This window comes from Nocardioides sp. HB32 (assembly GCF_054058995.1).
This window is the reverse complement of record NZ_JBSSBS010000001.1, coordinates 692086-717371: the sequence shown is the minus strand read 5'-3', so window position 1 is coordinate 717371 and position 25286 is coordinate 692086. Positions and strand designations below refer to the sequence as shown.

Annotated in this window: 28 protein-coding genes; 18 read left to right on the top strand and 10 right to left on the bottom strand. The window is 71.9% G+C overall.

Translation table 11 applies throughout. The features are described 5' to 3' along the window. The first annotated feature begins 47 nt into the window (after positions 1 to 47). The 8 genes from ACVW2K_RS03675 (at position 48) to ACVW2K_RS03640 (ending at position 8036) form a co-directional block, all read left to right on the top strand. A complete protein-coding gene (locus tag ACVW2K_RS03675) occupies positions 48 to 977 on the top strand; it encodes an ABC transporter ATP-binding protein (protein ID WP_457201581.1) in 930 nt (309 codons plus the stop codon). Further along, on the top strand, positions 974 to 1834 hold the full coding sequence (locus ACVW2K_RS03670) for an ABC transporter permease (protein ID WP_457201580.1): 861 nt from the start codon (positions 974 to 976) through the stop codon (positions 1832 to 1834). The genes ACVW2K_RS03675 and ACVW2K_RS03670 overlap by 4 nt, the downstream gene beginning before the upstream one ends. A gap of 89 nt (positions 1835 to 1923) precedes the next feature. Then, complete coding sequence (locus ACVW2K_RS03665; RefSeq protein ID WP_457201579.1) at positions 1924 to 3018, top strand: carbohydrate kinase; 1095 nt, start codon at positions 1924 to 1926, stop codon at positions 3016 to 3018. Next, positions 3015 to 3932 (top strand): pseudouridine-5'-phosphate glycosidase, encoded by a 918-nt coding sequence (locus ACVW2K_RS03660; protein WP_457201578.1) that lies wholly within the window; start codon positions 3015 to 3017, stop codon positions 3930 to 3932. The genes ACVW2K_RS03665 and ACVW2K_RS03660 overlap by 4 nt, the downstream gene beginning before the upstream one ends. 225 nt (positions 3933 to 4157) lie before the next feature. Then, positions 4158 to 5339, top strand: a complete 1182-nt coding sequence (locus tag ACVW2K_RS03655; RefSeq protein WP_457201577.1) for a cytochrome P450 — start codon at positions 4158 to 4160, stop codon at positions 5337 to 5339. Next, positions 5336 to 5818, top strand: a complete 483-nt coding sequence (locus tag ACVW2K_RS03650) for a TetR/AcrR family transcriptional regulator (RefSeq protein ID WP_457201576.1) — start codon at positions 5336 to 5338, stop codon at positions 5816 to 5818. Before ACVW2K_RS03655 ends, ACVW2K_RS03650 begins: the two co-directional genes overlap by 4 nt. 29 nt (positions 5819 to 5847) lie before the next feature. Further along, a complete protein-coding gene (locus ACVW2K_RS03645; RefSeq protein WP_457201575.1) occupies positions 5848 to 7491 on the top strand; it encodes a DUF429 domain-containing protein in 1644 nt (547 codons plus the stop codon). Between the two features lie 170 nt (positions 7492 to 7661). Further along, positions 7662 to 8036: a hypothetical protein gene (locus ACVW2K_RS03640; protein WP_457201574.1), complete on the top strand. Its 375-nt coding sequence runs from the start codon at positions 7662 to 7664 to the stop codon at positions 8034 to 8036. 66 nt (positions 8037 to 8102) lie between these two features. Here ACVW2K_RS03640 and ACVW2K_RS03635 read toward each other — a convergent pair whose 3' ends face one another. After that, entirely contained in the window at positions 8103 to 8708 is a 606-nt protein-coding gene (locus ACVW2K_RS03635) for a TetR/AcrR family transcriptional regulator (RefSeq protein WP_457201573.1), read from the bottom strand. Positions 8709 to 8964: 256 nt separating this feature from the next. Here ACVW2K_RS03635 and ACVW2K_RS03630 point away from each other — a divergent pair, with 256 nt between their 5' ends. The 5 genes from ACVW2K_RS03630 (at position 8965) to ACVW2K_RS03610 (ending at position 14188) form a co-directional block, all read left to right on the top strand. Next, positions 8965 to 11157, top strand: a complete 2193-nt coding sequence (locus tag ACVW2K_RS03630; RefSeq protein ID WP_457201572.1) for an LLM class flavin-dependent oxidoreductase — start codon at positions 8965 to 8967, stop codon at positions 11155 to 11157. Beyond that, positions 11154 to 12104, top strand: coding sequence for an LLM class flavin-dependent oxidoreductase (locus ACVW2K_RS03625; RefSeq protein WP_457201571.1), 951 nt, complete (start codon positions 11154 to 11156; stop codon positions 12102 to 12104). The genes ACVW2K_RS03630 and ACVW2K_RS03625 overlap by 4 nt, the downstream gene beginning before the upstream one ends. After that, on the top strand, positions 12097 to 12576 hold the full coding sequence (locus ACVW2K_RS03620; RefSeq protein WP_457201570.1) for a MarR family winged helix-turn-helix transcriptional regulator: 480 nt from the start codon (positions 12097 to 12099) through the stop codon (positions 12574 to 12576). Before ACVW2K_RS03625 ends, ACVW2K_RS03620 begins: the two co-directional genes overlap by 8 nt. A gap of 246 nt (positions 12577 to 12822) precedes the next feature. After that, positions 12823 to 13389 carry a TetR/AcrR family transcriptional regulator gene (locus tag ACVW2K_RS03615; RefSeq protein WP_457201569.1) on the top strand — a complete coding sequence of 189 codons (567 nt, stop codon included), beginning with the start codon at positions 12823 to 12825 and terminating at the stop codon, positions 13387 to 13389. Beyond that, positions 13334 to 14188, top strand: coding sequence for a maleylpyruvate isomerase family mycothiol-dependent enzyme (locus ACVW2K_RS03610; protein WP_457201568.1), 855 nt, complete (start codon positions 13334 to 13336; stop codon positions 14186 to 14188). Before ACVW2K_RS03615 ends, ACVW2K_RS03610 begins: the two co-directional genes overlap by 56 nt. Before the next feature lie 315 nt (positions 14189 to 14503). On the opposite strand, the gene ACVW2K_RS03605 is transcribed toward ACVW2K_RS03610, so the two are convergent. Genes ACVW2K_RS03605 through ACVW2K_RS03590 form a run of 4 tightly spaced genes read right to left on the bottom strand, consistent with a single transcriptional unit; the run spans position 14504 to position 17025 of the window. Further along, entirely contained in the window at positions 14504 to 14878 is a 375-nt protein-coding gene (locus ACVW2K_RS03605) for a VOC family protein (RefSeq protein ID WP_457201567.1), read from the bottom strand. 9 nt (positions 14879 to 14887) lie between these two features. Beyond that, positions 14888 to 15601, bottom strand: coding sequence for an arsenate reductase/protein-tyrosine-phosphatase family protein (locus tag ACVW2K_RS03600; RefSeq protein WP_457201566.1), 714 nt, complete (start codon positions 15599 to 15601; stop codon positions 14888 to 14890). 19 nt (positions 15602 to 15620) lie between these two features. Then, entirely contained in the window at positions 15621 to 16010 is a 390-nt protein-coding gene (locus tag ACVW2K_RS03595) for a hypothetical protein (protein WP_457201565.1), read from the bottom strand. A 28-nt stretch (positions 16011 to 16038) separates the two neighbouring features. After that, entirely contained in the window at positions 16039 to 17025 is a 987-nt protein-coding gene (locus ACVW2K_RS03590) for an LLM class F420-dependent oxidoreductase (RefSeq protein ID WP_028637822.1), read from the bottom strand. Between the two features lie 42 nt (positions 17026 to 17067). On the opposite strand from ACVW2K_RS03590, the gene ACVW2K_RS03585 reads away from it, so the two are divergent. Beyond that, entirely contained in the window at positions 17068 to 17571 is a 504-nt protein-coding gene (locus tag ACVW2K_RS03585) for a mycothiol transferase (RefSeq protein ID WP_457201564.1), read from the top strand. On the opposite strand, the gene ACVW2K_RS03580 is transcribed toward ACVW2K_RS03585, so the two are convergent. Continuing rightward, entirely contained in the window at positions 17557 to 18843 is a 1287-nt protein-coding gene (locus ACVW2K_RS03580; RefSeq protein ID WP_457201563.1) for an MFS transporter, read from the bottom strand. The two genes, ACVW2K_RS03585 and ACVW2K_RS03580, sit on opposite strands and share 15 nt — an antisense overlap. A gap of 89 nt (positions 18844 to 18932) precedes the next feature. Between ACVW2K_RS03580 and ACVW2K_RS03575 the strand changes: the two genes are divergently transcribed. Further along, positions 18933 to 19208: a DUF1905 domain-containing protein gene (locus tag ACVW2K_RS03575; protein ID WP_457201562.1), complete on the top strand. Its 276-nt coding sequence runs from the start codon at positions 18933 to 18935 to the stop codon at positions 19206 to 19208. 6 nt (positions 19209 to 19214) lie between these two features. Here ACVW2K_RS03575 and ACVW2K_RS03570 read toward each other — a convergent pair whose 3' ends face one another. From ACVW2K_RS03570 to ACVW2K_RS03555, 4 genes are read right to left on the bottom strand one after another with little or no spacing between them, the layout of a single operon-like run. Then, on the bottom strand, positions 19215 to 19571 hold the full coding sequence (locus ACVW2K_RS03570) for a hypothetical protein (RefSeq protein ID WP_457201561.1): 357 nt from the start codon (positions 19569 to 19571) through the stop codon (positions 19215 to 19217). 7 nt (positions 19572 to 19578) lie between these two features. Then, entirely contained in the window at positions 19579 to 20598 is a 1020-nt protein-coding gene (locus tag ACVW2K_RS03565) for a glycoside hydrolase family 6 protein (RefSeq protein ID WP_457201560.1), read from the bottom strand. A gap of 4 nt (positions 20599 to 20602) precedes the next feature. After that, positions 20603 to 21196: a maleylpyruvate isomerase N-terminal domain-containing protein gene (locus tag ACVW2K_RS03560; protein ID WP_028637817.1), complete on the bottom strand. Its 594-nt coding sequence runs from the start codon at positions 21194 to 21196 to the stop codon at positions 20603 to 20605. 18 nt (positions 21197 to 21214) lie between these two features. Further along, entirely contained in the window at positions 21215 to 21595 is a 381-nt protein-coding gene (locus ACVW2K_RS03555) for a VOC family protein (protein ID WP_028637816.1), read from the bottom strand. Between the two features lie 102 nt (positions 21596 to 21697). Here ACVW2K_RS03555 and ACVW2K_RS03550 point away from each other — a divergent pair, with 102 nt between their 5' ends. Genes ACVW2K_RS03550 through ACVW2K_RS03540 form a run of 3 tightly spaced genes read left to right on the top strand, consistent with a single transcriptional unit; the run spans position 21698 to position 25163 of the window. Continuing rightward, positions 21698 to 22051, top strand: a complete 354-nt coding sequence (locus ACVW2K_RS03550) for a YciI family protein (protein WP_457201559.1) — start codon at positions 21698 to 21700, stop codon at positions 22049 to 22051. Further along, on the top strand, positions 22048 to 23259 hold the full coding sequence (locus tag ACVW2K_RS03545) for an RNA polymerase sigma factor (protein WP_457201558.1): 1212 nt from the start codon (positions 22048 to 22050) through the stop codon (positions 23257 to 23259). Before ACVW2K_RS03550 ends, ACVW2K_RS03545 begins: the two co-directional genes overlap by 4 nt. Further along, a complete protein-coding gene (locus ACVW2K_RS03540) occupies positions 23256 to 25163 on the top strand; it encodes a M3 family metallopeptidase (protein ID WP_457201557.1) in 1908 nt (635 codons plus the stop codon). Before ACVW2K_RS03545 ends, ACVW2K_RS03540 begins: the two co-directional genes overlap by 4 nt. Positions 25164 to 25286: the final 123 nt, after the last annotated feature.

Genomic DNA, 25286 nt, shown 5'->3' with positions numbered 1-25286 from the left:
GACCCGGGATCAGGTCGTCGTCAGGTTGCGGGAGGCAGGATGGATCGGTGCCGTCCTCTGCCCCCGCCGTCCGGATGCTGGGGCTGCGCAAGGAGTTCGGCCGGATCGCCGCCGTCGACGGGATCGACCTCGAGGTCCCGGCGGGCGGAGTGTTCGGCTACCTCGGCCCCAACGGAGCTGGCAAGACCACCTCGTTGCGGATGCTCCTGGGCCTGGTCCGTCCGACCTCCGGCAGCGTCGAGCTGTTCGGTCAGGACCCGGCCGCCGTCGGCGTCGCGGCCCTCGACGGTGTGGCGGGGTTCGTCGAGAACCCCGCGTTCTACGCCTACCTGTCGGGTCGTCGGAACCTGCACCTGCTGGCCGACATGGACGGCGGCCGGCACCACGACCGCGTGGAGCCGGTGCTCGAGATCGTCGAGCTCGACGGGCGCGGTGACGACAAGGTCGGCACCTACTCGCAGGGGATGCGGCAGCGGCTCGGCCTGGCGGCGGCGTTGCTGCGCGAGCCGCGGCTGATGCTGCTCGACGAGCCCACGAACGGGCTCGACCCCGGCGGCATGCGCGACATGCGCCGCCTGGTGGCCACGCTCGCCGACGAGGGCCTGACCGTCCTGCTGTCGAGCCACCTGATGAACGAGGTCGAGCAACTGTGCTCCCGACTGGCGATCGTGGCCCGCGGACGGATCCGCTTCTCCGGCACGCTCGAGGAGCTGCGTGCGCGCCAGCACGGCCCCGACCACCTGCTGCGGGTGACCGACGTGGTCGGGGCCCTGGCAGTCGCCGGGGAGGTGCCGGGCGTCCGGGCCGAGCCGACGGCGGGAGCCGCCGAGATCCTGGTGACCGTCGACGGTCCCGGCGACGCCGCCCGGCTCACGGTGGCGCTGGGGCGGGCGGGGATCGGGTTGCTCGCGATGCTGCCGGCCGCGCCGTCGCTCGAGGAGCTGTTCTTCGACCTCACCGAGGGGGTCGAGCGGTGAGGACCTACGCCTGGGAGATGCGCAAGCTCCTCGCCCAGCGCCGCACCTACCTGGGCTGGGTGGCGGCGACGCTGATCCCGGCCGCCTTCGCGATCGGCCTCGCGATCAACCCTCCGAAGGCGCCGGAGCCGGGCGGGCCGGTCGACCCGGACGTCTACATCTCGCTGGCCTACAACAGCTCCGGCCTGGTCCTTCCGCTCATCGCGCTGTTCTTCTCCTCGCTGGTCCTGGTACCGCTGCTGTGCGCCCTCGTCGCCGGTGACATCGTGGCGGCCGAGGACTCCAACCAGACGCTCAAGACGGTGCTGGCGCGCTCGACCAGCCGGTGGCAGCTGCTTCGGGCCAAGATGCTGGCCACCGCGACGTACGTCCTGGTGCTGCTGGTCTGCTTCGGGCTGAGCGGCACGGTGATCGGGGTCCTCGCGAACGGCGCGGAACCGGTCCCCCTGGGAGGGGTGCCCCTGGGTGCCACCGGCTTCACGCTCGGAGCCCACGAGATCGGCGCGGGCTCGATGCTCGGCCGGCTGGCGATCTGCCTCGGTGCCTACGCCGCTCCGCTGCTCGCGGTGAGCGCGTGGGGCTTCCTGTTCTCGACGTTGTCGCGCAACAGCGCGGCCGCCATCGTCGGGATGCTGGTGTTCAGCTTCGCCAACCAGATCATCGCGTTCCTGCCGAACGTCCCCGAGTCCATCACGAGGTGGTTGCTCACCGACCAGTTCACGGCGTGGGAGGGCGTGCTGGGCACCACCGTCGACACGGGCGCGCTGTGGCACGCGCTCCTCGTCTCGACCCTGTTCGCCGTGCCGCCGCTGGCGGTGAGCGCCTGGTGGTTCCAGCGCCGGGACGTCCTCGTCTGAGCCACGTCGCGTCGCCAGCCCCGTCGCCGACCGGCGTCGGTCCGTAGCGCGGGGCCTTGTCGTGATGAAGGGACCTTATGCTGACAAGCATGACGCTGACCGACCGCGAGCGCGAGGTCGTGACCCTGCTGCGCCGCGACCCGCTGATCGGGTCCGCCGCCATCGCGGCCGCGCTCGGCACCACGCGGGCCGCGGTCAACGTGCACCTCTCGAACCTCGGCAAGAAGGGCGTGATCCGCGGCCGCGGGTACGTGCTCAGCGAGGAGCCGTCGGTCGTGGTGATCGGCGGCGCGAACGTGGACGTCAAGGCGCGCAGCACCCGCGCCGCCGTACCGGCCACGAGCAACCCGGGCACCGGGTCGATGGCCGCCGGTGGAGTCGGCCGCAACATCGCGGAGAACCTCGCCCGGCTGGGCACCCGCACCCACCTGGTCGCGGCGATCGGCGTGGACCGCCTCGGCGACCAGGTGCTCGCCGCGACCTCCGGCGCGGGCGTGCACGTGGAGCACGTGCGCCGGTCCGCGCGGCCCACCGGCACCTACACCGCGGTCCTCGACGCGGACGGCGAGCTGGTCGTCGCGGTGTCGGACATGGCCGCGACCGACGAGCTGGCGGCCGACCAGGTGAACGCGGCGCGCGACCTGGTCGCCGCGGCCGGCCTGGTGGTGCTCGACGGCAACCTCGCCACGGAGACGCTGAGGTTCGCGCTCGACCTCGCTGTCGGACACGGCACCCGGGTCGTGCTCGAGCCGGTCAGCGTCCCCAAGGCGACCGCGCTGGCCCCGTTGGTGTGCACCGAGCACCCGGTGTACGCGATCACCCCCAACCGCGACGAGCTCGCCGCCCTCACCGGGTTGCCGACCCGCACCGCCCGCCAGGTGGCGAAGGCCGCCGCCGCGCTGCACGACCGCGGAGTTGAGCTGGTCTGGGTGCGGCTGGGCGCGGCCGGCTCCCTGCTGAGCACGCGCGACGGCGCGACCGCGCTGGCCGCCGTGCCCGCCGAGGTCGCCGACGTCACCGGCGCCGGCGACGCGATGCTCGCGGCGTTCTGCCACGCGCTGCTCTCCAGGAGCGAGCCGGCCGAGGCGGCGGCGTACGGCCACGCCGCGGCCGCGCTCACCGTCGCGAGCCCGCACACCGTCCGCCCCGACCTCACCGACCGACTCGTCAGGAGCCTGCTGTGACCCACCCGATGCTGACCGTCACCGAGGAGGTGGCCGACGCGCTGGGGGACGGTACGCCGGTCGTCGCGCTGGAGAGCACGATCATCAGCCACGGCATGCCGTACCCGCAGAACGTCGCGATGGCGACCGAGGTCGAGGGCATCATCCGCGAGCACGGGGCCGTGCCGGCGACGACCGCGGTGCTGGACGGCGTGCCGCGGATCGGGCTGTCGGCCGAGGACCTCGAGCTGCTCGCCAGCCACGGCGACGTCACCAAGGTCAGCGTGCGCGACCTGCCGCTGGTGATGGCGCGGCGCGCCCACGGCGCCACGACCGTCGCCGCGACGATGCGGCTCGCGGCGCTGGCCGGCATCCGGGTGTTCGTGACCGGAGGCCTCGGCGGCGTGCACCGCGGCGCGCAGCAGACCTTCGACGTCTCGGCTGACCTCACCGAGCTGGGCCGGACCTCGGTCGCGGTCGTGTCTGCGGGCGTGAAGTCGATCCTCGACATCGGCCTCACCCTGGAGACCCTGGAGACGCTCGGCGTCCCGGTGCTCGCGGTCGGCAGCGACGAGTTCCCGTCGTTCTACTCCCGGTCGAGCGGGTACGCCGCGCCGAACAGGGTCGACACCGCCGCCGAGATCGCCGCGGTGATGGCCGCGAAGTGGCGGCTCGGGCTCGAGGGCGGCCTCGTCGTCGCCAACCCGATCCCCGCCGAGGACGAGATCCCGGCCGACGAGATCGGTGTCATCATCGATCAGGCGCTCGCCGACCTGGACCGGCTCGGCATCCACGGCAAGGACGCCACGCCGTACCTCCTCGGCCGGATCGTCGAGATCACCGGCGGCGCCTCGCTCACCGCCAACATCGCCCTGGTCCGCCACAACGCCCGTCTCGGTGCGGCGGTCGCGCGGGAGTGGGCGGCGCTGGCCTGACGAGTGGCGGGCGCGGTCCAGACCGGCGTATCAGCAGCACGGGCCCGAGCTCCTGAGCAGCGTGCAGAAGCGAACCACGAACCAGCCCCGCCCCCACCGCCCCGACGGCCGGCCGGACCGCGCCATCGCGGCCGCCCTCAGCGCGCGCGCCGCCCTCCAGCGCGCCGGCGTCTGACACCTCGCGGCGACTGGACAAATCGGGCGATCTGTCTCATGGTGGCCGGCATGTACCGACCCGCCACGCAAGAGACCTGGGCGAACCCGTGGCCGATGTACGCCGGCCTGCGCGACCGAGACCCCGCCCACCACGTCGAGCGACCCGGCGGCCGTGACTACTGGGTGCTGTCCCGGCACGAGGACGTGCTCGCGGCGGCGGTCGACACCGCGACGTACTCCTCCGCCGAGGGCCTCACCGTCGAGTACGACGAGCTCGAGACGATCGGCCTCGCCGACAACCGGCCCCTGGTGATGCTGGACCCGCCGGACCACACCGCGTTCCGCAAGCTGGTGGCGCGCGGCTTCACGCCCCGCCAGGTCAGCACCTTGGAGCCGCTGGTGCGCGCGTTCGTCGTCGAGCGGCTCGAGCGGCTGCGCGACGAGGGCGGCGGCGACATCGTGGAGACGCTCTTCAAGCCGCTGCCGAGCATGGTGGTCGCCCACTACCTCGGCGTGCCCGACGACGGCCGCGAGCGCTTCGACGACTGGACGCACGCGATCGTCTCGGCGAGCTCGGCCGGAGCGATCACCGGCGCCGCCGAGGCGCTCACCGAGATGACGGGCTACTTCGCCGAGCTCATCGAGCGGCGCCGGGCCCAGCCCGGCGACGACACGGTCTCGCACCTCGTCGCGGCCGGCGTCGGCGACGACGACCGCGGCGTGCTCTCGATCCTCGCCTACGTCTTCACCGTCGTGACCGGCGGCAACGACACGACGACCGGCATGCTGGGCGGTGCGGTCCAGCTGCTGGAGCAGGACCGCGACCAGCGCCGGGTACTCCTCCAGGAGCCCGCCCTGGTCAAGGACGCCGTCGAGGAGCTGCTCCGGCTGACCTCGCCCGTCCAGGGCCTGGCGCGGACGACGACCCGCGACGTCGAGCTGCACGGCCGCACCATCCGCGCGGGTCGCCGCGTCCTGCTGCTGTACGCCGCCGCGAACCGCGACCCACGTCGCTACGGACCCGACGCCGACGACCTCGACGTCCGTCGCCGGCCCGGCCAGCTCCTGACGTTCAGCCAGGGCAGCCACCACTGCCTCGGCGCCGCCGCCGCCCGGCTGCAGGCGCGGGTCGCGCTCGAGGAGCTCCTGGCCAGCTGCCCGGACTTCACCGTCGACCTCGACGGCGTCGCGTGGGCCCCCGGTCCGTACGTGCGGCGGCCCACGACCGTGCCGTTCCGGGCGGCGGCATGAGCCCGGAGCGGATCCTCGATGCCGCCGCGGGCCTGTTCGCCGAGCACGGCGTGAACGTCGTCGGCATGGGCGAGGTCGCCCGCGCCGCCGGCTGCTCGCGCGCGACGCTCTACCGCTACTTCTCGGACCGGCACGCGCTGCACCTCGCGTTCGTGCACCGGGAGGCCCGCCGGATCGGCGCGTTGCTCGCCGGTGAGACGGACCTCGCAGATGCGGTGCTGGCCGCGGTCGGCCACGTCCGCGCCCGACCGGAGCTGCTGGCCTGGTTCGGCGCGGCCGACGCCGGCACGACGGCCGAGCTCGCGCAGTCCAGCGAGGTGGTCGGCGCCCTCGGTCTCGGCGCCGCCGGCGATCCCGACGCGGCGCGCTGGCTGGTGCGGGTGATCGTCTCGCTGCTGATCGTGCCCGGCCGCGACGGGGCCGAGGAGCGCCGGATGGTCGAGCGGTTCGTGGCGCCGTCGATCGGCCAGCGCCGGTAGGGCCGGCCCCGATAGGGCAGTCTGACCCCGTGCACTTCGTCGGGATCGACCTCGCCTGGGGCGAGCGGCAGCGGACCGGCCTCGCCGTCCTCGACGCCGACGGCCGGCTGGTGCACCTCTCCAGCGTGCACACCGACGAGGAGATCCGCGACGCGCTGGCGCCGTACGTCGACGGCCCGTGCCGGGTCGGCATCGACGCACCCCTGGTCGTCACGAACCCCACCGGCTCCCGGATCGCCGAGCAGGAGCTCAACCGCGACTTCCGGAGCTTCGAGGCCGGCACGCACCCGTCGAACACCGGCAAGCCCGAGTTCGCGAACGGCACCCGCGGCGCGCGCATCTGCCGGCTGCTCCGCCTCGACATGGACCCGCGGTCGGGCCGGGAGCGGCGCGCGATCGAGGTCTACCCGCACCCCGCGACCGTGGTGCTGTTCGGGCTGCGGAAGACCTTCAAGTACAAGGACAAGCGCGGCCGGACGATCGACTCCATGCGCGGCGAGCTGCTGCAGCTCATGGACCACCTCGAGCGGATCGTTCCCACCGGCCGCACCTGGCAGGCGCTGCGCGCCGACGTCGAGGCCGCGACCCGGAAGAGCGAGCTCGGCCGTGCCGAGGACCAGGTCGACGCGGTCGTCTGCGCGTACGTCGCGTTGTTCGCCGAGCGCTGGCCGGAGCGGGTCACGACGTACGGCGACTTCGAGCGCGGCTACATCGTCACGCCCACGCTGGACGACGCCCACGCCGCGATCCGGAAGGCGATCGAGGAGTACGCGCGACGCCAGCCCCGCCTCGCCGTGGTGGCCGACGAGTACGTCGCGCTGGTGACGTTGGTCCTGGACGAGGCCGGCATCAACTACCTGAGCGTCACCGGGCGGGCCAAGAGCGTCGAGTCGTTCGCGACCAAGGCGGCGCGCACGGACGACGGCGTGCCGGCGTACGCCGACCCGCTGCGCGAGATCACCGACCAGGTCGGCGTCCGCGTGATCACCTACGTGCGCAGCGACGTCACCGCGGTCGCCGACGTCCTGGGAGCACAGCTGAGCGTGCTCGACGACCGCGACCTCGGCCAGGAGACCGCGAGCGAGGGCCGGTTCGGCTACGCCAGCCGGCACCTGCTGGTCTCCCGCGAGGACGGCACCGTCGCGCAGGTCCAGGTCCGGACCGTGCTCCAGCACGCGTGGGCCGAGTTCGAGCACGACATCCGCTACAAGGGCAACGTCCCGGCCGAGCACGCCCGCGACTTCGACCGCCGCTTCACGCTCGCGGCCGGCCTGCTCGAGCTCGCCGACCAGGAGTTCACCACGATCCGCGAGCGCCTCCGCGGCGCCTCCGTCGACGAGCCGGCCACGGACGGCATCTCGCCGCGCGAGCTGGCGGCGTACCTCGCCGGGCAGTACGCCGACGCCGAATGGTCCCGCCCCGACCACTACGAGTGGATCGGGGGCCTGCTGCCCGAGCTCGGCCTCACCACGCTCGCCGAGCTCGGCGACGTCCTGGGCCGCGTCGACGGCGGCGCGCTGGTCGCGAAGATGGACTACCGCTACCCGCCCGGAGCGGTCCGCCGGCTCGACGACGCGCTGCTCGCCGCGTTCGGCGACCAGTACGTCGACCTGCCCGGCAACGCCCACCGGCGGGGGCTGCTGCGCACGCGGCTGGAGCGGATGACGGGCTAGCAGCGGGCGCGGTTGTTGAGGTGAGATTAGCGCCGGCGACGAGCCTCGGAACCACCATCCCGGTGCCTGTGGAGATCGGTCGGTGATCGTGACCTGATCGTGACCAGAACCCTTGTGGACAAGGGGATTCTCGGCGCTCGAGTGTCGGTGCCGAGTGCTGTGCTGGATCCATGACGGCGATCGCGACTCCCCGGCACCGGGTCGGTGTCGCGACCGAGCACGTGCACGCCGAGCTCGACGCCGTGGCCGATGCGTCGGTGTGGTCGATGGACCCGGTCGAGACCGGCCAGACCCTGGTCGCGCTGCAGCGTGCCGAGGCGCGGCTGGTCGAGCTCAAGGCCCGGGTCGCGGTGTACGCCGAGGACCTGCACGTCGGCCAGGAGGTCGGTGCCTCGTCCGCGGCGAACTGGCTCGCCGACCAGACGAAGGCGACCCGGTCGGCGGCGTACGCCGCGGGCAGTTGGGTCGTGACCTCGACGCCCATCGGGCCACCCGGGACGCGCTGGCTGCCGGCCGGGTGCTGGCCGAGCAGGTGCGGGTGGTGATCCGGTGGATCGACCAGCTCCCCGACATCCTGGACGCGCACAGGAGTCGCGGTTCGGGCAGCTCTTTCAGACGGCGTCGTGCTTTTCGGTGGTGACGCCGGCCATCACGATGTCGATGAGTCGCTCGGCACGCGCTTCGCGGGCCGCTGGCTCGGGGTCGTTCAACTGCCAGATGCCGGCTAGAGCGAGCAGGAGGTCGTCGCGGGTGAGGTCGGGTCGGATCGTGCCTGCCCGCTGGTTGGCCCCGAGGAGGGTGGACACGGCATCGGCGCACCGTGTGTAGCCAAGGGGGGCCGGGTCGTCGCCGGTAGCGATGGACCGGTGCATCGCGAGCCCGAGGTTCGTGTTCGCGACCGCGAACGCTCCCAGTCGGCGCATCCACTCCCGAAGGGCGGGCAAGGGCGCCAGACGGTCAAGCAGCTCGGCCGCGGCGTCCACGAGGCGCTGCACCTCGCGGTCGTAGGCCGCCCACAACAGCGCGTCACGGTCGGGAAAGTGGCGGTAGAGGGTGCCCTGCCCGACGCCGGCCTTCTTCGCAATCGTGCGGAGTGCTACGTCGGGGTCCGCTTCCAGTTGGAGCAGTGCGACGTCGATGATGCGGTCCCTGTTGCGCTGCGCGTCCGAACGAGGCGGACGGCTTGCGAGCGTCGACCTGGTGGGAGGTACCGACATCGGTCCTCCTTCCGTCGATCCGAGCTTGAGCTCCTCGCCTCCACGGTAGCCGCTCGGCTCGTCAACGAGGAGCGCGGTCGATGTGACCCCGTCGGTCGGTCGCCCGGCTCGCACCCGGCCCCGACGCGTCGTGGGCGGGTGCGTGGCGTGCGGGCTGCGCTGGACTCCGGCGACCCGCTGAGGGCCGGTTGATACATCAACCTAAGCGGCGTATATTGGTTGACATGTCAACCACCTATCTCCTTGGAGTGTCGCTGTGACGAACTACGGCCACGCCATCCGGTTCGGTGTCGAGGTTGTCGGTGGTGCCGACGCACCCGCTGACTCGGTCGCGCTGGCGGTGCTTGCCGAGGAGCTCGGTTACGACTTGGTGACCTTCCCTGAGGGTGTTGGCCTGGGCGGCGCCGATGCGTTGAGCCTGACGGCGTGGACGGCTGGGCGGACGAGGACCGTGCAGATCGCTCCGTCGCGGCTCGACGCCACCGAGCGACCCGCTTCGGTGCTCGCCCGGGGAGCTGGGAGTCTCCAGCTGCTGTCAGATGGTCGGGCGATGCTGGTGCTCGGAGCAGGGTCGGCGGCTGCGGACCTCGACGCCGTCGAGGAGGCCGCCATGGTGATCCGCGCGTTGCAGGACACCACCCGAGACCAGGTCAGTTCGGCCGGAACTCACCACCGTCTGGCCGACGCGGAGCCAGGTCCCGCCTTGGAGCGGGACGTCCCGCTGTGGCTGCAGGGCTCGGACACCGCCGTCGCTGCGCTGGCCGGCCGGCTCGCCGACGGATGGATGGTCGATCTCGAGGAGGTCGGCCTCGAGGGACTCGCGACCCTGAACGAGGTCCTGGACCACGCCGCGACCGATGCGGGGCGCGATGCGCGTGAGGTACGACGGTCGGTGACCCTGGCCCGCGGCGATGCGGCCGACATCAGCGCTTTGGTCGCACTGGTGGTCGACCACGGCGTGAGCTCCTTGGTGCTCCGTATCGGGACCGACGACGTGACCACGCTGCGAACGTTCCTGGACGATGTCGCACCCGCGATCCGCGAAGGTGCCGAGCGCGCGCTCCCACAAGGTGCGCTTTCCTCGCGCCCGGTGCGTCGGGCCGACGCCCGAGCGCGTCGCCGACCTGGCATCGCCTACAACGAGGTTCCCGAAGAGTTGGCGGGAACCGCCGTCGAGCCCGGAGATGCAGCGTTCGGCAAGGTGCGCTCGACGTACCTGCGGGGCGGCGACCCCGGCCTGGTGCTGCGGCCGCGCACCGTGGCGGAGGTGGCGAGTGCCGTGGGCTTCGCTCGCGAGCACATGCATCTGCCTCTCGGCATCCGCAGCGGCGGCCACGGCATCAGTGGCCGCTCGACCAACGACGGTGGCCTGGTGATCGACGTCGGCGGGCTCGATGACATCACCGTGCTTGATGAGGCCGCGCGGCTGGTCCGCATCGGGGCGGGCGCCCGCTGGCGCGACGTCGCCCGGGCGCTACAGCCCCACGGATGGGCCCTCAGCTCCGGCGACTATGGCGGGGTGGGCGTCGGCGGGCTCGCCACCGCGGGCGGCATCGGATTCCTCTCCCGCAAGCATGGTCTGACGATCGATCACCTCCGCGCGGTCGACATGGTGCTCGCCGACGGCACCGTCGTGCGGGCCAGCGCGACCGAGAACACCGAGCTGTTCTGGGCAGCCCGGGGCGCCGGCGCGAACTTCGGTGTCGCGGTCGCCTTCGAGTTCGTCGTCGATGAGGTCGACGAGGTGGGCTGGGCCCAGCTCGCGTTCCAGGCCCCCGATCCGGCGGCGTACCTCGAGGCGTTCGGTCGGGTGGTCGCCGACACCCCGCGCGAGACCACACCGTTCCTGATCCTCGGACAGGGGGTCGCGCAGCTGATGGCGATGGTCGACTCCTCCGACCCCGAGGTGATCGTCAGTCAGCTCCAGCCGTTCGCCGAGATCGCACCCCTGGTACAGCAGCAGGTCGTGATCGCACCGTACGCGGCGGTCATGAACATGTTCCCCGAGACCGCGCACAACGGGCGCGGCGAACCGGTCTCACGTTCAGCCTTCACCCGCGAGATCACCCCCGGATTCGCCTCCGCGTCGGCCGACCTGATCCGCAGCGGCGCATCCCACTGGTACCAGATCCGCACCGTCGGCGGTGCCGTGGCGGACATCGCTCCGGACGCCACCGCATACACGCACCGTGACGCCAAGTTCGCCCTCGCCGTGATGGGCAGCAACGCGCAGCGCCTGGACCGCTGGTTCGAGCCAGTCCGCCGGCACGCCTCCGGCCTCTACCTCAGCTTCGAGAGCGACCGCCACCCAGACCGGATCGCCGACGCGTTCCCGCCAGCCACCCTGGACCGGTTGCGCCGACTCAAGGCGAAGCTCGACCCCCACAACCTGTTCCAGGACAACTTCAACATCCTCCCCGCCCACGACCACACCAGGAGTGCCACATGAACACCGGCACGAACAGCGGCACGAACACCGGAGCGAGCACCGACTACGGCCACGACCTGCTCTTCGGCACCTTCGTGACCCCCACGAACCACCCCGTCCACCAGGCCGTCGAGCAGGCCGTCGTCGCCGACCGCGCCGGGCTGGACCTGGTCACGTTCCAGGACCACCCGTACGTGGCGAGGTTCCACGACACCTCGACCCTGCTGGCCTACGCCGCCGCCCGCACCGAGCGAATCCACCTGTCGGCGAACGTCACCAACCTCCCGCTCCGCCCGCCGGCCGTGCTCGCCCGGGCGATCGCCACCCTCGACCTGCTCAGCGGCGGCCGGATCGAGCTGGGCATCGGCGCGGGAGCGTTCTGGGACGGCGTCGCCGGCATGGGCGGGCCGCGGCGAGGGCCCGGAGAGTCGATCGAGGCGCTGGAAGAGGCGATCGCGATCATCCGCGGCGTCTGGAACACCGGCGAGTCCGGCGCCCTGTCCGTGCGCGGCCAGCACTACGGCGTCCGCGGCGCCAAGCGCGGGCCGGCACCCGCGCACCCGGTAGGTATCTGGGTCGGCGCGTACAAGCCCCGCATCCTGCGCCTGGTCGGTCGCGCCGCGGACGGCTGGCTCCCCTCGATCCAATACCTGCAGAAGGGCCTGCCGGAGCTGGCCGAGATGAACAGTCACATTGACGAATCCGCCCACGCCGCGGGCCGCGAACCGCGCGACATCCGCCGTTTCCTCAACATCGGCGGCCAGTTCGCTGCCCAGGGCCGCGGCTTTCTCCAGGGTCCGCCGAGCCAATGGGCCGAGGAGCTCGCCGAGGTGGCCCTCACCTATGGAACGAGCGGCTTCATCCTCGCGTCCGACGACACGGCCCTGACGCAGACCTTCGCCGCCGAGGTTGCCCCCGCAGTCAGGGAGCTCGTGGCCGACGCTCGCGGAACAGGCCGCCATGAGTGACTGGCTGGACGAAGACGAACAGCGAACCTGGCGCAGCGTCCTGCGGATGCACGCCCAGCTGACCGCCGCCTTGGCCCAGGCGCTCAAGACCGACTCCGACATGTCCATCTCGGACTACGAGGTACTGGCCATCCTCTCCGAGACACCCGACGGAGTCCTGCGCGCACGCGATCTGCGATCCGAGCTGCAGTGGGAGAAGAGCCGCTTGGCGCACCACATCCGACGCATGGAGCAACGAGGGTACGTCCGCCGGGACGCCTGCACCGATGACCTACGTGCCCCGCTCGTCTGCCTCACCAAGACGGGTCTCGAAGTCATCCGGGCCGCAGCCCCCACCCACGTCGCACGGGTCCGCGAGCTCTTCTTCTCAAGCCTGACGCCCGCCCAGGTACTCGCCGTGCGCGAAGCCGCGGACACGGTGCTGGCAAATATCGCGCGACATGCCGCAGATGAAACGACTCCTCGGAACTGACTTGACCGGCGACCGAGTGGCGCTGGTCCTGCCGCGGCAGGACCAGCGCGACCTGCTGCGCTTCAACACGCGGCTCATCGGCAGATCCGCGCATCCGACAGGCGGCGGATAGACGCGCTCGGACGCGGGTCTCGCGGAAGATCTGGACGGCTTTTTCCGGCGGCGCCGGGTTCCGTGCCCCTTGACAAGGAGCGTTTGGGCGGCGGATTCTCCTAATCATGTTAGGTTCACCTACGCACGATAGGGTTGCCGAACGTCGTAAGGCGGCCCGTCGAGAGATCATCGACGCCGCTTTGGGAAGTCGCCCACCAGAAGGGCATCGCCGCCGTCACTCTCAAGGACGTTGCCGACCGGGTCGGGATGCGCCCGCCATCGCTCTACTCGCACTTCGCATCCAAGAACGCCATCTACGACGCCATGTTCGGCCAGGCTTGGCAAGGCTGCCTGGACGCACTGCGCGCCGCCGCGGACCGCGGGCTTCCTGACGACCCGCGAGTGGCGATGACCGTGATGGGCCGCGCCTACTTCGAGTACGCGGTCGCCGACGAGGCCCGCAACCAGCTGATGAACGCCCGGATCAGCGCCGATTTCCAGCCCAGCCCAGAGGCGTACGCGCCCTCGCTCGCTGTTTGGGAGCTGAGCCGGACCCATCTCGCCATGATCGGGGTGACCGCAGAGGCGGACCTCGACCTCTACTCAGCGGTCGTCGGGGGCCTCGTCGACGCCCAGCTGGCCAATGACCCCGGCGGAGAGCGCTATGCGCGGCAGCTCGAACGGGCTATCGGCATGCTCGCCGACCACTTTGGATTCTGAGGAGACTGCCATGCCCACGCAGGTTGCAGACCACGCCACTGTCCATGACTCCCGGTTCGACCACCAGACCGCCATGGCTCTGGCGGCCGAGGAGTACACCCGATTCGCCGACACCCTCGTCGGCCTGGCCGAGGAGGACTGGCAGATGCCCACCAGCTGTACCGGCTGGACGATCCGCGACATGGCCGGGCACACGCTCGGGATGGCCGAGCTCGCAGGGTCGCTTCCTGAGATGGCGCGTCAGCTGATCCGCGCCTCCCGCGCCGCGAAGCGGTCGGGAAAGCCACAGATCGACGAGCTCACCGACCTTCAGGTTCGCAAGCACGAGCAGCTCAGAGTCGCGGATCTGGTCGGTGCGGTCCAGCGCATCGGGCCCAAGGCGGTCGCCGGGCGCCGCCGTCGGCCGGCGCTGATGCGGGCGATGACCATCATCGACCAGGGGCCGGACGGAGCGAGCCCGGAGCGCTGGAAGGTCGGTTTCCTGACCGACACGATCCTGACCCGTGACCCTTGGATGCACCGCAGCGACATCGCCCAGGCATTGGGACGACCCATGAAGCTGACCCGCGAGCACGACGGCGTCGTGGTCGCTGACGTGGTTGCCGAGTGGGCCCTCCGGCACGGGCAGCCCTTCGACCTCATCCTGACCGGACCCGCCGGTGGCCGTTGGAAGTCCGGCGCGTCCGGCGCGTCCGGCGCGTCCGGTGAGGCGATCAGCCTCGACGCCGAACAGTTCTGCCGGATTCTGTCCGGACGCGGCTCCGGCGCGGGGCTGATGGCGACGTTCGTGCCGTTCTGAACGGATCAGGCCCACAGGTCCACATCAACGCCTCCCTCGTGACGCGGTGGGAACGAACCTGCCAACGCCGCCCTCGCGGGCGCAACGAGCCTCGCTCGTTCCGGCCAAGCGACTTCGCAGACGTGAAGCTCGCCCACCCTGCGGGTCTCTCGAGCGCCCTGCGGACTTGACCGAGCTCCGCCCAGGTCGCATCCCCACTAGTCGCTACGAACCGTCACCCATCGGCATGTCCGGCTGTTCCGCTGGCGCCGACAGGCGCCGAGATGTCTCGTATCCGAATGCGTATCCAACGCGGAGGCACAGCGCGCTGCCCCGTCAGCCCGCAGGCTCGAACAGCTCGACCAGGTTCCCGGCTGGGTCCGCGACCAGGATCTGCCGGCCGCCGGGCCCTGCGGTGACGTCGCTGCGGAACGGGACGTCCGCACCGCGCAGGTGGGCGACCTCGGCCTCGAGGTCGTCGACGAGCACGAGCACGCGGTTGCGGCCGGGTACGGCGGCGTCGTCGGGGGTCGAGCGGTAGCCGGAGCTGGCCGGCCCCGAGATCAGCAGGCGCAGCGGGCCGGAGACGACCTCGGCGAACGCCGGCACCGCGAGCCGGCCGGCGGTGAACCCCAGGTGCGTGGTGTAGAAGTCGAGCGCCGCCTGGACGTCGTCGACCACGTAGCGGACGCTGGCCATCGTCTCGGTCATGTCTCCTCCTCAGGAGTCGTGGGTCAGGGTCGGGAGCAGGTGCCGGACTCGGGCGTCGATCTCGGTCGCGGCCGCCACGGTGTCCCGGTAGCCGTCGGGCTCCGGGATGCTCCAGTGGGTGCGCGCGGGCTCGGTGCCGCCGGGAAGAACCTCGCGGGCGCGGTCACAGAGCGTGACGACGCGGTCGAACCGCTGGTCCCCCAGGTCCTCGATGCCGCGCGTCCGGCGGCCGGCGACGTCGATGCCGTACCGCTCGCGGAGCACCCGGACGGCGTGCGGCGCGGTGCGGTCGCGCGGCGAGGTGCCCACGCTGGCGGCGCGGACGCGGCCGCCCCCGTGGTGGCGCAGCAGCGCCTCCGCGATCGGTGAGCGGGTCCCGTTGCCGGTGCAGACGAACAGGACCGAGGCGGGCGGCAGTCGGCGCGGCTCGGGTGGCGCCGGCACCATCCGCAGCCCGGGGTGCAGTGCGGCGCCGGCCCGGGCCAGGGCGTCGGCACACCGGTCGAGATCCAGGTGGTAGTAGGTGTCGCGCGCGTCGAGGCTGCTCCGGCGAGCGGTGACGAGACCGTCGTCGCGCAGCACCCGGAGGTGGTAGGACACCAGGCTCTGCGGCTCGCCGACCAGCTGCACCAGCTCGCGCACGCGCAGGTCGCTGCAGCCCAGCGCCGCAGCCAGCTGCCAGCGGAGCGGGTGGCTCGCGAGCCGGACGAACGGTTCGACCATCCGCCGAGATTACATCAAATCAATTTGATGTAGTAGGCCCGGCGCGACGCCGTACCCGGCTCGTCAGCAGCGCGACCAGCCCGAGCCCGAGGCCCGCGCCGACGAGCAGCAGCAGCGCGCCGACCGGCCAGATGGTGCCCTCAGCGCACGGGTCGTCGATGGTGATCGCGTCGACGGCGAACAGGACCGTCACCTCGACGGTCGCTGCGGCCGCCGCCGCGACCTCGGCGCGGAGGAACGAGGCGACGACGACGAGCAGGACCATGCCGAGGGCGAGGGGGACGACCTGGGCGGCGTCGTACGGGCCGGTGCACGTTCCCGGGTCCTTCGGCGTGTTCCACCCCAGGCAGGCGACGTAGAGCGCGGCGGTGCCGACGCCGCCGAGAAGGACTCCGAGAAGCTGCCTCATGCCGCGTCGAGGGTAGCCAGCCGCGCGACTACGGCGCGGCGGCGCGCAGCTTCTCCAGCAGCGGGCCGGCGGCCTCGGCCAGGAACCGGTCCTGCCCCTCGTCCCCGATCTGCACGACCGCGATGTCGGTGAAGCCGGCCTTCCAGTACGCCGAGATCGCCTCGACCGCCTTGTCGAGATCCGGGCCGCACGGGATCGCCCCGGCGACGTCCTCTGGCCGCACGAACTGGGTCGCGCCGGAGAAGCCGGCCGGCGTCGGCAGGTCGGCGTTGACCTGCCACCCACCGCCGAACCAGCGGAACTGCTCGTGGGCACGCTTGACCGCGGTGTCCTCGTCGGGATCCCAGCAGATCGGGATCTGCCCGATCGCGCGCGCGCCGCGGCCGATCTCCGGTGCACCGTCGACGGCGTTCCAGTCCCTCACCAGGGACTCCTCCGGCTCGACGCCGATCAGGTGGTCGCCGAGCGGCGCGAGCGTCTCGATCGCGCGCTCCCCGGCCACGGCCAGGCCGATGTCGACGCCCTCCTCGGGCACGTCCCACACGCGGGCCGAGTCGACCTGGTAGTACTCCCCGCGGTGGTCGACCAGCTCGCCGGTGTGCAGCGCGCGGATGATCTCGACGGCCTCCCGGAGCATGTCCTGGCGGTCCTGGATCGCGGGCCAGCCCTCGCCGACCACGTGCTCGTTCAGGTTCTCGCCGCTGCCGAGCCCGAGCGTGAACCGTCCCTCGGCGAGGATCTGCAGGGTCGCGGACTTCTGGGCGACGACCGCGGGGTGGTAGCGCATCGTCGGGCAGGTCACGTAGGTCATCAGGCCGACCCGCGAGGTCGCCTGGGCGACGGCGCCGAGCACGGTCCAGGCGTACGGCGCGTGGCCCTGCTCGGTCAACCAGGGCGAGTAGTGGTCGCTCGACACCTCGAAGTCGAAGCCGACCTCCTCCGCGGCGACGGCGTACCGGACCAGCTCGCGAGGCCCGCTCTGCTCGGTCATCAGGGTGTAGCCGAAGTTGGTCATGGGGCCGGAGTACCCATTCGGCGCGGGCGTAACGTCGGGGCCATGACCCCAGCGGACGTGTACATCGACTTCTTCGAGCGTGTCCTCGAGAACGGCGTCGCCGTCGTCGGCGGCCTCGACGACGACACCCTCGCGCACCGCCCGACCGCCGACGCCAACTCCATCGCCTGGCTGGTGTGGCACGCGGCCCGCGTCCAGGACGCCCAGATCGCCGACGTGGCCGGCACCGAGCAGGTCTGGTTCACCCAGGGCTGGGTGGACCGGTTCGGCCTGGACCTCGACCCGAACGACCACGGGTACGGCCACACCAGCGAGCAGGTCGGGAAGGTCCGGGCCAGCGGCGAGCTGCTGGCCGACTACCTCCGCGCCTGCCACGACGCGACCGTCGCGTACCTGAAGACCTTGAGCGAGGGCGACCTGGACCGGATCGTCGACGAGCGATGGGACCCGCCGGTCAGCCTCGGCGTCCGGCTGGTCAGCGTCGCGGACGACGACGCCCAGCACGTCGGGCAGGCGGCGTACCTGCGCGGGCTACTCGACCGGTGAGGCCGACCGGGTGACCCGGTAGCGGACGAAGGACGGGACGACGACGGCCGCCGCCACGGTCCCGACCACGACCAGCAGTCCGCCGCCGGCGGCAGCGGCGGCCGTGCCCACCAGCGCCGCGCTGGTGCCGTGCACGACGTCGGCGATCCGGGGCCCGCCCGCGACCACGACGATGAAGACGCCCTGGAGACGGCCGCGGACAGAGTCGTTGGCGGCGCTCTGGAGCATCGAGGTCCGGAAGGCCGCCGACGCCATGTCGGCCGCGCCTCCGATCACCAGCATCAGCAGCGCGACGACCAGCATCGCTCGCTGCCAGTGGTCGGCGAGCCCGACCGCGAGCCCGAAGCCGGTCATCGCCAGGCCCCAGACGAGGATGCAGACGATCACGGCGTACCCCTGCCGATCGACGCGCGACACCCAGCCGGAGAACACGCCGCCGATCACCGCGCCGGCCGGGATCGCCGCGAACAGCAGCGCGAAGACGAGGCCGCCCTCGTCCGGACCGCCGAACGAGAGATGCGCGATCTCCGGGAACAGCGCCCGCGGCATGCCGAAGACCATCGCGATCAGGTCGACCACGAACGACATCAGCAGCACCGGGTGACCCTTGAGGTAGGTGAAGCCCTCGATCACCGAGCGCAGGCCCGGCGTCCCCTTCGCGGCGTCCTCGACCGGCAGCCGCGGGAGGCGTACGACGGCGCTCAGCGTCGCGAACAGCGTGAACGTGTCGATGAGGTACAGCCACTCGAACCCGAAGACCGGGATCAGCACGCCGGCCACCAGCGGACCGCCGATCGCGCCTGCCTGGAAGATCGTCATGTTGAGCGAGTTCGCCGCGGGCAGCAGCTCGGCGGGCAGCAGCTTCGGCAGCACCGCGCTGCGAGTCGGCTGGTTCACGGCGAAGAACGCCTGCTGGACCGAGAACAGGCCGAGCAGCAGCCACACGTCGGTGTTGCCGAGCGCCGCCTGCAGCCAGAACAGCCCGCTCGTGACGATCAGCCCGGCGGTCGTGCAGATCAGCATCGTGCGCCGGTCGAAGACGTCCGCGAGCGCGCCGCCCCAGAGGCCGAACACGATCAGCGGCACCAGGCCGAACAGGCCGGTCAGGCCGACGTACGCCGACGACCCGCTGATCTGGTAGATCTGGGCCGGCACCGCGACCACCGTGAGCTGGGCGCCGACGACCGTGACGATGTTCGCGAGCCAGAGGCGGCGGAAGTGCTCGTTCCGGAGGGGTCGGGTGTCGGCCACCAGAGCCCGGAACCTGCGCACGATCACCGAACCCTACCGGCGCGGACGTTGTTCCCCGCACGATCGGCTGGTGAGCGATGACTTCGGCCGGCGAGGACGGTCGAAGTGTCATGACGGACATCGACGTGACGTTCGAGGCGGTGCTCCGGAAGAGCGACGCGAAGGGCGGCTGGACCTACGTGGTGTGGCCGAGGTCCGCCGACTTCTTCGGCACCCACGGTCTGGTGAAGGTCCGCGGCACCGTGGACGGGGTCCCGTTCGAGAGCAGCTTCATGGCGCTCGGCGACGGCAACCACAAGCTGCCGGTGAAGTCGGCGCTGCGCGTGGAGTCGGGCAGGCAGGCGGGTGACAGCGTGACCGTGCACCTGGAGGAGAGGATCTCCTGAGGGCCGCTACTCGATGCCGGCGACGCGGTCGAGGTGCTGCAGCAGGTCGTACGCCGTCCGCTCGATCTTCTTGTGCCGCCACTCCGCCGCGCGGTACACGCAGGCGATCAGGCCGCTGCGGTGCACCCGGCGCAGGTCGCCGTACGCGAACGCGTAGCGGGCCTTGGTCTCGTCCTTCGCGCCCTCGGTGAGGCCGAGGTGCCAGACGGCGTACTCGGCCCAGGAGTGCCCCTCGAGGTAGGCGTTCTCGTCGTCGGCCCGCGGCTGCACCTCGCCCCAGTCGCTGTCCAGGACGTACTGCCGCTTGTCGATCAGGGCGCGCGCGTGGGCGACGGCATCGGGGTTGAGCTCGTACGTCGCCATCGCGCGCCTACGGGCAGGAGCCCTGGTCCGAGGTGTCGTCGATCAGCCGGTCGGCGAGCATGTCGCACCACCGGCCGGACGGCCCGCCGCCGTTGACCTGGCCGTCGGACTCGCCGGGGTGCTTGACCCACAGGGTCCCGTCGAAGGCGCCGTCGAAGACCAGCCGCGGCGCCCTGCCCAGCCGCGCCCAGGTCGGGTTGATGACGTCGTACCCGCTGCCGTCCGGGGGCGCCGCCCCGTTGCGGGAGGTGTCGACGACGTAGTGCTTGCCCGTGATCCCGAGCTTGCGCAGGCCGCGGAGCATCTTTGCGGCGTACGCCTTCTCGTCGGCGAGGGGGCGGAAGTTCGAGACGTTGGTGCTGAAGCCCCGGTCGAAGGCGACGCCGGCCGCCTTGAGGTACTTGGGCCTGGTGTCGTACGGCGTCCAGTTCGAGTGCCCGGCGTCCAGGTAGACCCATGCGCCGGCGCTGCTGAGCTTCCGGGAGGCGTACCGCAGCATGGCCTGCCAGCCGTCGGGCTTGGTCGGGCAGGACTGCACAGAGCTGCTGAAGAGCGGCAGCGCGTCCGGCTCGAGGATCACCAGCGGACGGGTGCCGCGCAGCCCGGCGGCGATCTGCTTGATCCAACCGCGGTACTGCGCGGCGGTCGTGAAGGGGTTGCCGGAGGAGTACTGGCCGCAGTCGCGTCCGGGGATCCCGTAGATCGTCAGCACCGGGGTCTTCCGAGCGGCGGCGGCGTCGCCGGTGTACTCGAGGATCTTGTCCTTCACGTGGCTGGTGTCGTAGGCCTCCGGGATCACCCAGAACGCCTGCGCACGACTGCCGATCTCCTGGCGGTAGGCGCCGCCCTGCTGGTACGCCGGCATCTTCGGGTCGACGAACAGCCCGAGCTTCTTGCGCGGGTCGGTCTTGGCGACGACGTGGTGCCCGACCGGGTCTGCGGCGCTCGGGGCGACCAGGCCGACCACTCCCAGCGCGAGGGCGCCCAGCAGCGCGACCGCGCGCGTCGACACGGACCGAGGGAGCACCCGATCAGGGTAGGGGCTGATCGTCCTCGCGGGGACCGAAGATGCACAGCTCGTCGAGCTGCTCGGGAGACAGCGGCAGTCCCCAGGCCTGCATCTGGGTGCGCGAGCGCCGCGAGAAGATCGCGCGGAACAGCTCGTAGCGGTCCACGTCCTCGGGTACCCCGGCGGTGCCGAACTTCATCGGGGCGACGCCGGCCAGCACCGGGGCCCACAGGCCCTCGGGCAGCATCCCGAGGCCGAGCGCCTCGTGCAGGTCGGCATGGTGGACCGAGATGTCCCAGACGATCGCGGGGCGCGGGTTGTCGACGGTCGTCTCGACGATCGCGTCCTGGTGGGTGTCCAGCTCCGCGAGCAGGTCGCTGACCGGGAGCTGCTGCCGCTCGCTGACGTGCCGCGAGGTCCACTCGGGGGTCGGCGCCCCGTCCATCCGTCCGGTGACCGCGTCGGACGCGCCCCCTGCCAGGTGGGCAAGCACGTCGTGCACCCGCCATGCGGGCGTGCCCGGGACCGTCGTCCCGAGCTGCTCGTCGGTGAGGTCGCCGGCGAGCGCGGAGACGGCGGCGACGTTGTGCCGGTACAGCACACCCCAGTCGGTCATGGCCAGACGGTAGACCGCTCAGTGCACCGGTGCGAAGAGGCAGAAGGGGTGGCCGGCCGGATCGAGCAGCACCCGGACGTCGTCCTGCGGCTGGTACGGCGCCAGCCCGGCGCCCAGCGCCTTCGCGCGGGCGACACCCTGGTCGAGGTCGTCGACGGCGATGTCGAGGTGCGACTGCATCTGCTGCTCGCCCGGGCCGGACGGCCAGCTGGGTGGCACGTGCCCGTCCTCGAGCTGGAACGCGAGGCCCGCCGTACCTGCCGGCGGCTCCAGCACCACCCACTCCGGCCGGTCCGTCCGGACCTCCCAGCCGAGCAGGTCCCGGTAGAAGGCGGCCAGGCCGCGGGGGTCGGCGGTGCCGAGCACGGTCGACGACAGGCGGAACTCGGGAGCCGACATGGGCCTCACAGTAGGCAGACAGGATTCTTTTCGGGAAGGGTGTCGTACCGGGGTCGTGTCGTTCGTGGAGACAGTGAAGGACCCCGACCCCAGGAGGAAGCCATGACCCAGTACCTGCTCAGCGTGCACAGCGGCCCGGACGACTACGCCCGCCCGCTCGAGGAGATGCTGCCGGCCTTCGAGGCCGTCGACCGCTTCAACGAGAAGGCACGCGACGCCGGCATCTGGGTGTTCGCCGGCGGCCTGAAGCCCGGCGACACCGCCACGACCGTCGACGGCACCGGCAGCGACCCGATCCTCGTCGACGGGCCGTACCTCGAGACCAAGGAGTGGCTCGGCGGCTTCTGGGTCTTCGACCTCCCCGACCGCGACACCGCGATCCGCTGGGCCGTCGAGGCGTCGGCCGCCTGCGGCGGCAAGGTCGAGGTCCGGCCGTTCCAGGACGAGCCTGCGTGACGCAGGCGGCGATCGAGCGGATCTACCGCGAGGAGTACGGCCGGGTGGTCGCCTCGCTGGTACGACGGTTCGGCGACATCTACATCGCCGAGGAGGCGGCCGGCGAGGCCCTGCTGGTCGCGGTCGAGAGGTGGCCGGTCGACGGCGTACCTCCCAACCCGGGCGGCTGGCTGACCACGACCGCCGGCAACCGCGCCATCGACCGGATCCGCCGCGAGTCCCACCGAGACGCGAAGCACCAGGCGGCCCTGATGATCCACGACGACACCCCGCACGAACCGACCGGGCTGGTCGAGGACGACCGGTTGCGGCTCATCTTCACCTGCTGCCACCCGGCGCTCGCGCCGGAGGCTCGCGTGGCCCTGACCCTGCGCCTCCTGGGCGGGCTGACCGTCGGCGAGATCGCGCAGGCGTTCCTGGTGCCGGAGACGACGATGGCGCAGCGGATCACGCGCGCGAAGAAGAAGATCAGCACGGCGAACATCCCGTACCGGGTCCCGGACGCCGACGACCTGACGGCGCGGCTCGGGGGTGTGCTCGCGGTCGTCTACCTGGTCTTCAACGAGGGCTACCTCGCGAGCTCCGGTGAGCACTCGATCCGCGAGGACCTCACCGGCGAGGCGATCCGCCTCGGCCGCATCCTGCGCGAGCTGCTGCCCGGGCAGCCGGAGGTGGCCGGGCTGCTGGCGCTGATGCTGCTCATCGAGGCCCGCCGGCCGACCCGGGTCGACGCCGCCGGCGAGCTGGTGCCGCTGCGCGACCAGGACCGCGGCGGCTGGGACCGGGAACTGATCGCGGAGGGCCACGCGCTCGTGCGCGAGTGCCTGCAGATCGGCCGTCCGGGGCAGTACCAGCTGATGGCGGCGATCAACGCCGTGCACACCGACGCACCCGACATGTCGGCCACCGACTGGGGACAGATCGCGGCGCTGTACGACCAGCTCTACGCCGTCGCGCCGACCCCCGTCGTCGCACTGAACCGGGCCGTCGCGCTCGCCGAGCTGGACGGTCCCGAGGTCGCCCTCGCGCAGGTCGACGGGCTCGGGCTCACGTCGTACCACGCCTGGCACGCGACCCGGGCCGACCTGCTCCGCCGGCTCGGCCGGAGCGCCGAGGCGCGGGCGGCGTACGACGCCGCGATCGCCGCGACCGAGAACCCGGCGGAGCGGGCGTACCTCTCCAGGCGGCGTGGCAGTCTGGCGCCATGACGCCCCTCGCCCTTCCCACGGCCGACGACGCGCAGGAGTGGGTGGAGGGCCGGACCAGGGACGGACTCGCGGCGGCGCGGGAGCTCGTCGAGGGGCTCCGGTCGGACCCGCCGGCCGACCCCCTCGCACTGCTGCGGCAGTGGGACGCGGTGTCGCGGCACCTGTCGAACGTCGCGGCGACCGCGTCGCTGCTCGCCAACGTGCACCCGCTCGAGGGGGTCCGCACGACCTGCGAGCAGGCGGAGCTGGAGGTCGACCGGTACGTCACCGAGCTGCGCCAGGACCGGCGGCTCTTCGAGGTGTTCGCGGCTGCATCCGCCGACGGGCTCGACCCGGTCGCGGCCCGCCTGCTGACCAAGACCCTCGACGACTTCCGGCGCGCGGGCGTCGACCTCGACGACGAGGCGCGCACCCGGCTGGCGCAGATCAACGAACGGCTGACCGAGGTGGGGCAGGAGTTCGGCCGCAACATCCGCGACGACGTGCGGACCGTCCGCGTGCCGGCCGCCCGGCTCGACGGCCTCCCCCAGGACTGGCTCGACGCGCACCCGGCCGACGAGGACGGCCTGGTCACGGTCACCACCGACTACCCGGACTCGGTGCCGGCCCGGATGTTCGTCCACGACGCGGCCGTGCGCCGCGATGTCACCGTGGCCTTCCTCGAGCGCGGCTGGCCCGAGAACGAGCCGCTCCTGCACGAGCTGTTCGCGCTGCGTGAGGAGCTGGCCAGGCTGGTCGGGTACGCCGACTGGGCGTCGTACGACGCGGACGTGAAGATGATCGGCACGGGGCCGGCGATCCCCGGGTTCATCGACCGGATCACCGATGCGGCCGCCGAGCCGATGCGGCGTGACCTCGAGCTGCTGCTGGAGCGGTACCGCCGCGACGTGCCCGACGCCGGGTGGATCGACTCGGCCGACGCCTCCTACTACGAGGAGCTGGTGCGGCAGGAGCGGCACGACGTCGACGCCCAGCAGGTGCGGACCTACTTCGACTTCGGCCGGGTGCGGCAGGGACTGCTCGACGTGACGGCCCGGCTGTTCGGCATCTCGTACGTCGCGGTGCCGGACGCGCAGGTCTGGCACGAGGACGTCACGGCCCACGACGTGGTGCGGGACGGCGCGCGGATCGGCCGGATCTACCTCGACCTGCACCCGCGCGAGGGGAAGTACAAGCACGCCGCGCAGTTCTCGCTCGTCGACGGGCTGGCCGGGCGGCAGCTCGCCGAGGGTGCGCTGGTCTGCAACTTCAGCCGCGGCCTGATGGAGCACGACCACGTGGTGACGCTGTTCCACGAGTTCGGCCACCTGGTCCACCACGTGCTCGCGGGGTCGGGGGAGTGGACGCGGTTCTCCGGTGTCGCGACCGAGTGGGACTTCGTCGAGGCGCCGAGCCAGATGCTCGAGGAGTGGGCGTGGGACGCCGACGTGCTGCGGACGTTCGCACTCTCGCCGTCCGGCGACCCGATCCCGGCGGACCTGGTCGCGCGGATGCGGGCTGCCGACGACTTCGGGAAGGGCTACCAGGCCCGGACCCAGATGTTCTACGCGGCGATGTCCTACCGGTTCCACACCGACCGGCCCTCCGACCTGACCGCCGCGATGCGCGAGCTGCAGGCCCGGTACTCGCCGTTCGCCTACATCGACGGCACCCACATGTTCGCCAGCTTCGGCCACCTGTCCGGCTACTCCTCGGCGTACTACACCTACATGTGGTCGCTGGTGATCGCGAAGGACCTGTTCTCGGCCTTCGACCCCGGCGACCTCTTCGACGCGGCCGTCGCCGGCCGGTACCGCGACCGCGTCCTCGCCCCCGGTGGCTCCCGCGATGCCGCCGACCTGGTCGCCGACTTCCTCGGCCGGCCCTACACCTTCGACGCGTACGCCGCCTGGCTGGCGCGGTAGGGGCGGCGGGATCCCCGGTCCACCGGGGATCCCGTCGCTTCACGGGCACTGCAGCACCCGACAAGCGCTGGGATACCCGGCTCACCGGGGATCACGCCCTTGCGCCGCCCGAGCAGTCGGCGT